The sequence below is a fragment of the Spirilliplanes yamanashiensis genome (assembly GCF_016863475.1).
GTDB classification, from domain to species: Bacteria; Actinomycetota; Actinomycetes; order Mycobacteriales; family Micromonosporaceae; genus Spirilliplanes; species Spirilliplanes yamanashiensis.
In genome coordinates this window covers 1-10,388 of record NZ_BOOY01000047.1, presented here as the reverse complement: position 1 = coordinate 10,388, position 10,388 = coordinate 1, and the positions used below count along the sequence as shown (strand labels likewise).

The window sequence follows — 10,388 nt, the reverse complement described above, 5'->3', positions numbered from 1 at the left end:
CGACGCCCGGCCGCGGTCCGCGTCCCGCGAGGCGGGACTTTGCGCCCTACCGCCGGCCGCGATCGCGGCGGACGGTGGAAGCAGGGCAGCGAACCCGCGAGGTGAATCATGCGATCGACTCCGTACGCGGCGACGTTCGAGACCCACGCCGCCGTCGTGTTCCTGGTGGGCGACCGGGCGTACAAGCTGAAGAAGCCGGTGGACCTGGGGTTCCTGGACTTCCGCGAGCGGGCCGACCGCGAGGCGGTCTGCCACCGCGAGGTCGAGCTCAACCGGCGGATGGCGGCGGACGTCTACCTCGGGGTGGCCGACGTCCACGCGCCCGACGGCGGCGTCTGCGACCACCTCGTCGTCATGCGGCGGATGCCGGCCGACCGGCGGCTGTCCACCCTCGTCCGGACCGGCGCGCCGGTCGCCGGCGACCTCCGGCGGCTGGCCCGGATGCTCGCCGCCTTCCACGCCACCGCACGCCGCGGCCCCCGGATCTCCGCCGAGGGCGGCGCCGGCGCGCTGCTCGGCCGGTGGGACGCCACCTTCGCCCAGCTGCGGCCGTTCCACGGCGCGGTGCTGCCCGCCGCCACCGCCACCGCGATCGAGCAGCTGACCCACGACTTCGTGGCCGGGCGCGGCCCGTTGTTCGCCGGGCGCGTCGCGGCGGGCCGCATCGTCGACGGACACGCGGACCTGCTCGCGGACGACATCTTCTGTCTCGACGACGGCCCCCGGGTGCTGGACTGCATCGAGTTCGACGACCGGCTCCGCTGGGTCGACGGCCTCGACGACGCGGCCTTCCTCGCGATGGACCTCGAGCGGCTCGGCGCGGCCGGGCTCGCGGCCGACTTCCTCGACCGGTACGCGGAGTTCGCCGCGGACCCGGCCCCCGCCGCCCTGCGGCACCACTACGTCGCCTACCGGGCGTACGTGCGCGCCAAGGTCGCCTGCCTGCGGCACGCGCAGGGCGACGCCGCGGCGGCCGCGGAGGCGGCGGACTACGCCGCTCTCACGCTGCGGCACCTGCGGGCCGGGACCGTGCGCCTCGTCCTGGTCGGCGGCACCCCGGGCACCGGGAAGTCGACGCTGGCCGGCCGGCTCGCCGACCGCCTCGGCGCCGTCGTGCTCGCCAGCGACCGCCTCCGCAAGGAGCTGGCCGGCGTCGATCCCGGCCGGGCCGCGGCGGCGCCGTACCGGCAGGGCATCTACACGGCCGACTGGACCCGGCGGACCTACGACCTCATGCTCACCCGGGCGCGGCGCCTGCTGGAGCGCGGCGAGACGGTGGTGCTCGACGCCTCGTGGACGCAGGCCGCGCACCGGGCGGCCGCGCGGGCCCTCGCGGCCGACACCCGCAGCACCCTCGCCGAGCTGCGGTGCACCGCCGGGCCGGCGGAGGTGGCCGAGCGGCTGGCCCGGCGCGCCGGCGAGACGTACCGGGCCTCCGACGCCGACGCCGTCATCGCCGCCGCCCTCGCGGCCGAGGCCGACCCGTGGCCGGAGGCGACTGCGGTCCCGACGGACGGCACCCCCGACGACTCGGTGGAGAACGCCCTCGCCCGGTTGCGGCTCGGCCCGGCTGTCCTGGGAGCGGCGTCATGACCCAGACCCGGGACGTGCCCAGGACCCGAACCGCGGCCACGGCGCCGCGACGGCCGGTGCTCGTGCCGCTCACCGTCGCGGCGGGCGCCGCCGCGACCGGCTACCTGGCCGGGCGGGACGGCGCCCCCGGCTGGCAGGCGGTGCGCGTCGCCGCGGTCCTGGCGGTGGCGCTGGGTGTGGTGATCACCCTGCGGCACGGCTCGCGGTGGCTGCACGCGGCGGTGGCCAGCGGCGCCGGCCTCGCCGCGGCGGCGCTCGGCGCGGGCATCGGGCCGCGGTGGCTCGACCGGACCGGGTGGACGCCGGTGGCGGTGGCCGGCCTGGTGGCGCTGGTCGCGGGAGCCGTGCTGCTGATGCGGGGAGCCGCCACCGTGGTCGCCGCCGTGCCCCGGTGGGCGGGTGTGCCGGCCGCCGCCGCCCTGCTCGTCGTCGCGTGGGTGGTGCTGTGGGCCGGGATCCACGGGGTCGCGGCGACGAACGTGCCGCCGACGGCCGTGGGCGGCGCCACGCCCGCTTCGAGCGGCCTGGCCTACACGGACGTCGAGGTGCGCGCCGCCGACGGCGTCCGGCTGTCCGGCTGGTACGTGCCGTCCCGCAACGCGGCGGCGGTCGTGCTGCGGCACGGTGCGGGCTCGACCCGCTCGGCGGTGCTGCCGCACGCGGCGGTGCTGGCCCGGCACGGCTACGGCGTGCTGCTGCTCGACGCCCGCGGGCACGGGCTCAGCGGCGGCCGGGCGATGGACTTCGGCTGGTACGGCGACGTCGACGTCGCGGCCGGCGTGACCTACCTGCAGCAACGCGACGACGTGGCGGACACGCGCATCGCGGTCGCCGGGCTGTCGATGGGCGGCGAGGAGGCCATCGGCGCCGCCGCCACGGACCACCGGATCAGGGCGGTCGTAGCCGAGGGCGCCACCGGCCGGGTCGCCGCCGACAAGGCCTTCCTGGCCGGCGCGTACGGCGTCCGCGGGCGCCTCCAGCAGGTCGTGGACCGGCTCACCACGGGCTGCACCGATCTGCTGACGGATGCGCGCCCGCCCGGCAGCCTGCGCGCCGCGGCCGCCGCCGGACCGCCCGTCCTGCTGATCACGGCGGGCGCCGTCGACGACGAGGCGCTGGCCGCGCGGTTCATCCAGGACGGCTCCCCCCGCGTCGAGGTGTGGACGGTGCGGGACGCGGGCCACACGGCCGGCCTGGCGACGGCGCCGGCCGCGTGGGAGGAGCGGGTGACGTCGTTCCTGGCGAGCGCGCTGGCGGGCTGACCGCCGCGCACGACGGAGAGGAAGAGGAGGACAGCGACATGGCACGACGACGCTTCAACGAGCTGCCCCGCGGGCAGCGCGTCGCGACGATGGTTCTCGCACCGGTCGAGATGGTGCTGACGGCGGTGGCAGCCGTCGACCTCGCCCGGCGCCCGCAGCGGCAGATCCGCGGCCCGAAGGCCGCCTGGTGGCCGGTGCTCTTCATCCAGCCGGTCGGGCCGGTGGCCTACCTGGGGTGGGGCCGGCACCGGCAGGGGTGACCGGAGCCGGCGTCCCGTGGACGCGGGACCACCGGCCCTGCCGCGAACCGGCGGGGCGGGCCAGGGTGAGGACAGAGCAGAAGGAGGCTCCGTCATGCGGGTGCTCATCGTCTACGAATCGATGTTCGGCAACACGGCGCGGATCGCCGACGCCGTCGCCGACGGCATGTCCGGGCGGGTGAGCGTCCGGACCGCGGAGGTCGGCACGAATCCCGGCCTGTCCGGGGTGGACGCCCTGGTGGTCGGCGGGCCGACGCACGCCTTCGGGCTGAGCCGGCCCGCCACCCGCCGGGACGCGCAGAACCGGGGCGCCCCGCCGGGGCCCGTGGGCACCGGACTGCGCGAGTGGCTCGCCGCGCTCGGCCACGCCGGCGTCCCGGCCACGGCGTTCGACACCAAGATCGGCAAGCCGTTCCTACCCGGCTCGGCGGCCCGCACGGCGGCGAAGGCCCTGCGCCACGCCGGTTGCCCGCTGGTCGCGCCGGCGCAGAGTTTCCTCGTGGAGGACACCGCGGGGCCGCTGCGCGACGGCGAACTGGACCGCGCGCGCCGGTGGGGCGCGGAGGTGGCCGCGCTGCTGGCCACCTGGCAACCCGCCCGCTGACCCCCGGCGCCGTGCCGGCCGCGACGAAGGAGGTGGACGCGGTGCGCTGGTACCGGGCGGTGGCACTGGACCTCGACGGCACCCTCACCAGCGGTGGCCGGCCGGGCGCCGCCGTCCTGGACGGCATCGCCCGGCTGCGCGACGACGGGGTGGTCGCGGCGCTCGTCACCGGCCGGATCCTGGCCGAGCTGGACGCGGAGTTCCCCGGCCTCGCCGACGCGTTCGACGTCGTGGTCGCCGAGAACGGCTGCGTCCTGCGCACCGCGGACTGGTCCCGCCGGCTCGCCGAGCCGGTCGACGCCGCGCTCGCGCACCGGCTGCGCCGGGCCGGCCACCCCGTGGTCCGGGGCGAGGTGCTGCTGGCCAGCACGGCGGCGGCCGACCACGTGGCGCTGGACGCCGTCGAGGACCTCGGCCTGGACGTGCATCTGGTGCGCAACCGCCAGGCGCTGATGCTGCTCCCGGCGGGCGTCAGCAAGGGCACCGGCCTGCGCGCGGCGCTCGCCGCGGCGGGCGTGTCCCGCCACAACACCGTCGCCGTCGGAGACGCCGAGAACGACCACCCCATGCTGGCGCTCGCCGGCCTCGGCGTGGCCGTGGGCAACGCCGTGGAGTCGCTGCGCCGGCGGGCCGACCTCGTCCTGCCGGACCAGGACGGCGACGCGGTGGCGGAGCTGCTCGCCGGCCCGGTGCTGACCGGGGAACGCCGGGTGGTCCCGGGCCGCCGGCAGCTGGTCGTCGGCGAGGGCGCCGACGGCCGGCCGGCGCTGCTGCCGGCGGTGCACACCACCGTCCTCGTCAGCGGCGGCAGCGACACCGGCAAGTCGTACCTGGCCGGTCTGCTCGTCGAGCAGCTCGTCGCCCAGGAGTACGCGGTCCTCGTCCTCGACCCCGAGGGCGACCACGTCTGCCTGGGGGCGCTGCCCGGCGTCGCGGTGGTGGCCGGGTCGCAGCCGCCCGCCGCGGCCGACGTGTTCGGCGCCTTCGAACGCGGGGCGTCCTGCGTGGTCCTCGACATGTCCCGGCTGCAGCGCCGGGACCGGGAGGCCTGCGCCGACACCCTGGGGGCGCCGCTCGCCGCCTGCCGCGAGGCGACCGGCCTGCCGCACTGGGTCGTCATCGACGAGGCGCAGGACGTCCCGTGGTGCCGGTCCTCCGAGGTGAGCCCCGCGCTGCTGGATCCGTGGGGCCTGTGCCTGGTCTCGTACCAGCCGGAACGGGTGTCCCCCGAGCTGCTGCGGCGCATCGGGTGGCGGATCGACCTGTCGCCCGGCGGGCGGCGGGCCCTGCTGAGCCCGCCGGCCGGCGAGCCGCGCCCGATCGACCTCGCCCGGCGGTTCACGCAGCACGTCCGGCACTGGCACAAGTACGCCGACAGCCCGCTGCCGGCCGGGCAACGGTTCGTGTTCCGGGGGCCGGGCGCGGACGGCGTGCAGGCGGGCAGCCTGCGGGAGTTCGTGGCGGCCCTGGCCGGGGTGCCGGCGGCGACCGTGCGGCACCACGCCCTCAACGGCGACTTCTCCCGCTGGGTGGCTGACGTCTACCGCGATCACCTGCTGGCCGGGCTGATCCGGACCGCCGAACGGGACCTCGCCACGCACGGCGACGCCGGGCGCACCCGGCGGCTGCTGACGGAGCTCGTCGCGGTCCGCTACCTGCCGCCGGCGCCACGGGCGGCCTCCCGCTGACGGGAGGCCGCCCGGCACGGGTCACTCCCGCGACAGCGCCACCTTGAGCGCGCCGGTCTGGGCGGGACGGGAGAAGACGTCGTAGGCGTCCATGATCGCGTCCAGCGGGAACCGGTGCGTGATCATGTGGCCGGTGTCCAGCTGCCCCGCGACCAGCATGTCCAGCAGCCGCGGCGTCGAGAACGTGTCGACCAGCCCCGTCGTGATCGTCACGTTCTTGATCCACAGCTCCTCGAGGTGCAGCGTGGCGGGCTTGCCGTGCACGCCGATGTTGGCCACCCGGCCGCCGGGACGCACGAGCGCGGTGCACAACTCGAACGTCGCCGGGGTGCCGACCGCCTCCATCACCACGTCGGCGCCCAGCCCGCCGGTCAGCGACCGCACGACCTCCAGCGGGTCGCCGTCGGCCTGCACGGTCACGTCCGCGCCGAAGACCTTCGCCGCCTGCAACCGGCTCTCCGCCTTGTCCACGGCGACGATGTGCGCCGGCGAGAAGAGCCGTGCGGTGGTGACGGCCGCCAGCCCGATGGGCCCGGCGCCGACCACGACGACGGTGTCGCCCGGGCGGACGGCGCCGTTGAGCACCCCCACCTCGTACGACGTGGGCAGGATGTCGGCGAGCAGCACCGCCGCCTCGTCGGACACCGAGTCGGGCAGCTTGTACGTGGACAGGTCGGCGAACGGCAGGCGGGCGTACTCGGCCTGCACGCCGTCGACGAGGTGGCCGAGGATCCAGCCGCCGCCGCCGCGGCACTGGCCGTAGCTGCCCTGGCGGCAGTACCGGCACACCCCGCAGCCGGAGATGCACGAGGCGAGCACCCGGTCGCCCGGGGCCAGGCCCGTCACCCCGTCACCCACCTCGGTGACCGTGCCGACCGCCTCGTGGCCGAGCACCCGGCCGGACTCCACCTCGGGGACGTCGCCGCCGAGGATGTGCAGGTCCGTGCCGCAGATGGTCACGGTGTCCACCCGGATGACGGCGTCCCGCGGGTCGATGATCCCGGGGTCGGGGACGTCGGTCCACGACTTCTGGCCGGGCCCGCCGAAGACGAGTCCTTTCATGGTGTCCTCCTCTGCTCGAACAAAAGCCGTCAGGCGACGCCGAACGGCAGCCCGCGGTTGGCGACGAGGTCGCTGTCGTCGAAGTCGTACGTCAGGTCGTCGGTGACCACCTCGACCACGCCGGGGATCTGGCGGGTCAGCCGGACGGCGATCTCCGTCGCGGAGCGGCGGTCCAGCCGGCCGTCGAGCGTCACGACGCCGTCGCCGACCCGGACCCGGACCTTGCCCTCCTCGACGCCGAGCACGCGGCGCAGGATCTCCTGGACGACGTCGGCGCGGATGTCGGCGTCCGGGCGCAGGTGGACCTTGAGCAGGTCGGAGCGCGAGACGATGCCGACCAGCCGGCCGAGGTCGTCGGTGACGGGCAGGTGCTTGACGCCCTTGGCGTCCATGACGCGCGCCGCCGCCGGGATGGTGGTCCCGATGAGGACCGTGACCGCGGGACTGGTCATCAGGTCGGCGGCGGTGTGACCGTCCGCCTTGATCCGCGAGGCCCGGCGGTGCCGGCTCTCGAACAGGCGCGGCGGCCGGTCGTCGTCACCATGCTCGATCTTGCGCAGGAGGTCGGCCTCCGACACGACGCCGGTGACGCGGCGGAAGTCGTCCACCACCGGCAGAGCGCTCACGTGCCGGCCGATGAGCTCGTCGACCACCGCCCGGTACGCCATCTGTGGCGTGGCGGTCACCACGTCGGTGGTCATCACGTCGTCGACGGTCCAGGTCTTCATCGCGTCCTCCTTCGAAGGCGTCCACGGCGGACGTTAGGCCCGGCTCCGGCCGCCGGGCAGGGCCGACCGGCACCCGTTGCCGGGACCTCTGGGCCGGCGGGCCTTTGGGCCCATCGATGGGGACCGCAGGGCCCTGCCGGTGCCGCCACCGGGGCGGGACGCTCGAAGTGGACGAGACCATCAGGAGGAATCGATGAGCGCCAATGAGATCGTCGTCGCCACGGATGCGTCGGAACCCGGCCGGGCCGCCGTCCGGTGGGCCGCGCGCCAGGCACAGCGCAGCGACGCCGTGCTGCACGTCGTGCACGCCTACGAGTGGAACTGGCAGGGCGCCCGCTTCGACGGTGGTGAGGACATCCTCGCTCTGGCGACGAACGCGGCGGAGAAGATCGTCGCGGACGCCCGGCTGGCGGCCCACGAGATCGCGCCCAGCCTGCCGGTGCGCCGCACCGCCGAGATCGGGGCGCCCGCACAGGTCATCCTGCGTGCGGCCGAGTCGGCCCGCATGGTGGTGGTCGGCAACCGGGGCCGCGGCGGCTTCGCCAGTCTGCTGCTCGGGTCCGTCGGTCACCGGGTCGCCGCCCACGCCGCCTGCCCCGTGGCGGTGGTCCGCGGCCGGGTGGACACGACGCTGGGGCCGGTCGTCGTGGGCGCCGACGGCTCCCCGGCCGGCGCGCACGCGGTGGAGCTCGCCTTCGGCGAAGCCGCCGCCCGCGGGGCCGAGCTCGTCGCCGTCCGCGCCTGGTCCCCTCCCGTGCCGGCCTGGGGGGACGACATGCAGCCGCTGATCTACGACCCGGTCGAACGCGACGCCACCGAGCGCCAGGCCCTCGCCGACCTGCTCGCGCCGTGGCGCGAGAAGTACCCGCAGGTGCCGGTCGAGGCTCTGGTGACCAAGCACAACGCCGCCCGCGTCCTGGTCGGCGTCTCGCACACCGCGCAGCTCCTCGTCGTCGGCAACCGCGGCTTCGGCGTCTTCGCCGGCACCGTCCTCGGGTCGGTCAGCTCGCAGCTGCTGCACCACGCCGACTGCCCCGTGCTCATCGCCCGCGCCTGAGCGGCGCCGCGGCCAACGGAGGGTGTTCGTCATGACCGTCATCTGGCTGGTGGTGTGGCTCATCGCCGGCACGCCGGGCATCGAGTCCTGGGGGCCCTGGAACAGCTGGGGCGTCGCGCTCTTCGTCTGCCTGGCCATCGACCTGGTCGGCGCCCTCGGCGGCAACGCCCGCCGGGCGGCCGGCACGTCCCGGGCCGCGCGTCCGCGCGGACCACAGGCTTGAGGAGGACACCATGCACGCCCTGAAGACCGTCGTCGGCTATGACGGCTCCGATGAGTCCCGGGCCGCACTGCACTGGGCCCTCGACGACGCACGCCGCACGGGCGCCGCCGTCGAGCTGGTGCACGCGTGCACCTGGCCGGCGCTCATGCCGGCGGCCTCCATGATCCCGGCCACCAGCGTGTGGCCGGACGGTGAGGCGCTGGAGGCGCTGCGCGAGCTGCTGGACGCCGCCGTCGCCGGGGCCCGCGCCACGCACCCCGAGGTGCCGGTGACGCAGGCGTTCATCCGGGGCCCGGCCGCCCTCGTCCTCGTCGAGCGGGCCGCACACGCCACCCAGCTGGTCGTCGGCGGGCGCGGCCACAGCGCCGTCGCCGGCATCCTGATCGGCTCCGTGTCGAGCGCGGTCGCCACCCACGCCCCGTGCCCCGTCGTCGTGGTCCGGGACCGGCCGGACGGCGAGGACCACCGCCCCGTCGTCGTCGGCCTGGACGAGTCGTCCTGCGCCGAGGTGGCGGCAGGCTTCGCGTTCGACCAGGCCGCCGCCCGGGGCGCCGCCGTGCACGCGGTCCGCGCCTGGATGCCGCCGCCCGACCCCTGGATCGGGCCGCCGGTGCCCGACCGCGAGGAGGTCAGCGCCGCGGAACGGCGGGCGCTGACCGACCAGCTGGCCGGCTGGCGGGACAAGTTCCCCGCCGTCGCGGTGACGGCCGACGTGGTCGTCGGCCACCCCGCCCGCGTGCTCACCGACGCCAGCCGCGACGCCCAGCTCATCGTCGTCGGCAGCCGGGGCCGGGGCGGTTTCCGCAGCCTGCTGCTCGGCTCCGTCAGCCGGCACCTGCTGCAGCACAGCCGGTGCACCGTGGCCGTCGCACGCGACCTGCCGGGTCAGGGACGAGCGGAGCGATGAGCGACGCCGACCTCCTGCATGCCGCGGCGCGGCAGGCCGTCCGGGCCCCGTCGGTCCTCAACACGCAGCCGTGGCGGTGGCGGGTCACGGCCGGCCACCTCGAGCTGCGGGCGGACCCGGGGCGGTCCCTGACCGCGACGGACCCGGAACACCGGCTGCAGATGCTCAGCTGCGGCGCGGCGCTGCACCACGCCCGCGTCGCGCTCGCGGCCGCCGGCCGGTCCGCCCGGGTGGACCGGATGCCGGACCCGCGGGAACCGGACCTGCTGGCCCGCCTCGCGCTGGGGGAAGCCGTCGCGGCGGACCCGGGCACCGTGGCGATGGCCGACGCCATCGCGCGCCGGCGCACGGACCGGCGGGCCTACGGCGCCCGGCGCCTGCCCGACGCGCTGCTCGACCGGCTGGCCGAGGTCGTCGAGGCCGAGGGCGCCCACCTGCACCGCGTGCGCTGGGCGCAGACCCCCATGCTCGCCGTCTCGACGGCCCGCGCAGCGGCGGCCGAGCGCGACGACGCGGAGTACCTGCGCGAGCTGGAACGCTGGACCCACCGGCCGCCGGAGGCCGGCGACGGCGTGCCGGCGGCCACCGCCGTGCGGCCCGCACCGCGCCGCGTGCCCGTCCGCGATCACGTTCCCGGCGAGACGGCCGGGCTGACGGCCGGCGCGTCCTTCGACGAGGGCGCCACCTTCGTCGTGCTCTACGGCGGGGGCGACGCGCCCGAGGACTGGCTGCGCGGCGGTGAGGCCGCCTCGGCCTTGCTGCTCACGGCCACCGCCGAGGGCGTCGCCACCGCCCCGCTGAGCGACGTGGTCGAGGTGGCCGCACCCCGGCAGCTGCTGCGGACCCTGCTGGGCCGCCCGGGCGAGCCGTACCTGGTCGTCCGGCTCGGTTACGTGGACGACACCGCGCCGCCGCTGCCACCGGCGCCCCGGCGCGACCCCGACGAGGTCATCGAGCGGCTGCCCTGAGGCCCGTCGCCGCGGCACGGCCGGCTCCCGCCGGCC

At 76.7% G+C, this 10,388-nt stretch carries 11 protein-coding genes; 9 read left to right on the top strand and 2 right to left on the bottom strand.

Features of this window, described 5'->3' with window-relative positions; genetic code table 11:
- Positions 1 to 108 precede the first annotated feature (108 nt).
- The 5 genes from Sya03_RS30545 (at position 109) to Sya03_RS30525 (ending at position 5,407) form a co-directional block, all read left to right on the top strand.
- Positions 109 to 1,593, top strand: a complete 1,485-nt coding sequence (locus Sya03_RS30545; RefSeq protein ID WP_203941930.1) for a bifunctional aminoglycoside phosphotransferase/ATP-binding protein — start codon at positions 109 to 111, stop codon at positions 1,591 to 1,593.
- Positions 1,590 to 2,855 (top strand): alpha/beta hydrolase, encoded by a 1,266-nt coding sequence (locus tag Sya03_RS30540; RefSeq protein ID WP_203941929.1) that lies wholly within the window; start codon positions 1,590 to 1,592, stop codon positions 2,853 to 2,855. The genes Sya03_RS30545 and Sya03_RS30540 overlap by 4 nt, the downstream gene beginning before the upstream one ends.
- A gap of 38 nt (positions 2,856 to 2,893) precedes the next feature.
- Complete coding sequence (locus Sya03_RS30535; RefSeq protein ID WP_239107975.1) at positions 2,894 to 3,115, top strand: PLD nuclease N-terminal domain-containing protein; 222 nt, start codon at positions 2,894 to 2,896, stop codon at positions 3,113 to 3,115.
- A 94-nt stretch (positions 3,116 to 3,209) separates the two neighbouring features.
- On the top strand, positions 3,210 to 3,719 hold the full coding sequence (locus tag Sya03_RS30530) for a flavodoxin family protein (RefSeq protein ID WP_203941928.1): 510 nt from the start codon (positions 3,210 to 3,212) through the stop codon (positions 3,717 to 3,719).
- Between the two features lie 11 nt (positions 3,720 to 3,730).
- On the top strand, positions 3,731 to 5,407 hold the full coding sequence (locus tag Sya03_RS30525) for an HAD-IIB family hydrolase (protein ID WP_203941927.1): 1,677 nt from the start codon (positions 3,731 to 3,733) through the stop codon (positions 5,405 to 5,407).
- Between the two features lie 21 nt (positions 5,408 to 5,428).
- Here Sya03_RS30525 and Sya03_RS30520 read toward each other — a convergent pair whose 3' ends face one another.
- Both Sya03_RS30520 and Sya03_RS30515 read right to left on the bottom strand, forming a co-directional pair.
- A complete protein-coding gene (locus Sya03_RS30520; RefSeq protein WP_203941926.1) occupies positions 5,429 to 6,469 on the bottom strand; it encodes a zinc-dependent alcohol dehydrogenase family protein in 1,041 nt (346 codons plus the stop codon).
- 29 nt (positions 6,470 to 6,498) lie between these two features.
- Positions 6,499 to 7,197: a CBS domain-containing protein gene (locus Sya03_RS30515; protein WP_203941925.1), complete on the bottom strand. Its 699-nt coding sequence runs from the start codon at positions 7,195 to 7,197 to the stop codon at positions 6,499 to 6,501.
- A 193-nt stretch (positions 7,198 to 7,390) separates the two neighbouring features.
- On the opposite strand from Sya03_RS30515, the gene Sya03_RS30510 reads away from it, so the two are divergent.
- The 4 genes from Sya03_RS30510 to Sya03_RS30495 are packed head-to-tail and all read left to right on the top strand — an operon-like array spanning position 7,391 to position 10,352.
- Positions 7,391 to 8,254, top strand: a complete 864-nt coding sequence (locus tag Sya03_RS30510; protein ID WP_203941924.1) for a universal stress protein — start codon at positions 7,391 to 7,393, stop codon at positions 8,252 to 8,254.
- A 31-nt stretch (positions 8,255 to 8,285) separates the two neighbouring features.
- Positions 8,286 to 8,477: a hypothetical protein gene (locus Sya03_RS30505; protein ID WP_203941923.1), complete on the top strand. Its 192-nt coding sequence runs from the start codon at positions 8,286 to 8,288 to the stop codon at positions 8,475 to 8,477.
- A gap of 10 nt (positions 8,478 to 8,487) precedes the next feature.
- Positions 8,488 to 9,384 (top strand): universal stress protein, encoded by an 897-nt coding sequence (locus Sya03_RS30500; RefSeq protein ID WP_203941922.1) that lies wholly within the window; start codon positions 8,488 to 8,490, stop codon positions 9,382 to 9,384.
- Complete coding sequence (locus Sya03_RS30495; RefSeq protein WP_203941921.1) at positions 9,381 to 10,352, top strand: Acg family FMN-binding oxidoreductase; 972 nt, start codon at positions 9,381 to 9,383, stop codon at positions 10,350 to 10,352. Before Sya03_RS30500 ends, Sya03_RS30495 begins: the two co-directional genes overlap by 4 nt.
- The last annotated feature ends 36 nt before the right edge of the window (positions 10,353 to 10,388 follow it).

Bases quoted from the DNA above. Each gene is read 5' to 3' on its own strand.
- Sya03_RS30545 (WP_203941930.1), top strand. From the start codon at position 109: ATGCGATCGACTCCGTACGCGGCGACGTTCGAGACCCACGCCGCCGTC.
- Sya03_RS30540 (WP_203941929.1), top strand. From the start codon at position 1,590: ATGACCCAGACCCGGGACGTGCCCAGGACCCGAACCGCGGCCACGGCG.
- Sya03_RS30535 (WP_239107975.1), top strand. From the start codon at position 2,894: ATGGCACGACGACGCTTCAACGAGCTGCCCCGCGGGCAGCGCGTCGCG.
- Sya03_RS30530 (WP_203941928.1), top strand. From the start codon at position 3,210: ATGCGGGTGCTCATCGTCTACGAATCGATGTTCGGCAACACGGCGCGG.
- Sya03_RS30520 (WP_203941926.1), bottom strand. From the start codon at position 6,469: ATGAAAGGACTCGTCTTCGGCGGGCCCGGCCAGAAGTCGTGGACCGAC.
- Sya03_RS30515 (WP_203941925.1), bottom strand. From the start codon at position 7,197: ATGAAGACCTGGACCGTCGACGACGTGATGACCACCGACGTGGTGACC.
- Sya03_RS30510 (WP_203941924.1), top strand. From the start codon at position 7,391: ATGAGCGCCAATGAGATCGTCGTCGCCACGGATGCGTCGGAACCCGGC.
- Sya03_RS30505 (WP_203941923.1), top strand. From the start codon at position 8,286: ATGACCGTCATCTGGCTGGTGGTGTGGCTCATCGCCGGCACGCCGGGC.
- Sya03_RS30500 (WP_203941922.1), top strand. From the start codon at position 8,488: ATGCACGCCCTGAAGACCGTCGTCGGCTATGACGGCTCCGATGAGTCC.
- Sya03_RS30495 (WP_203941921.1), top strand. From the start codon at position 9,381: ATGAGCGACGCCGACCTCCTGCATGCCGCGGCGCGGCAGGCCGTCCGG.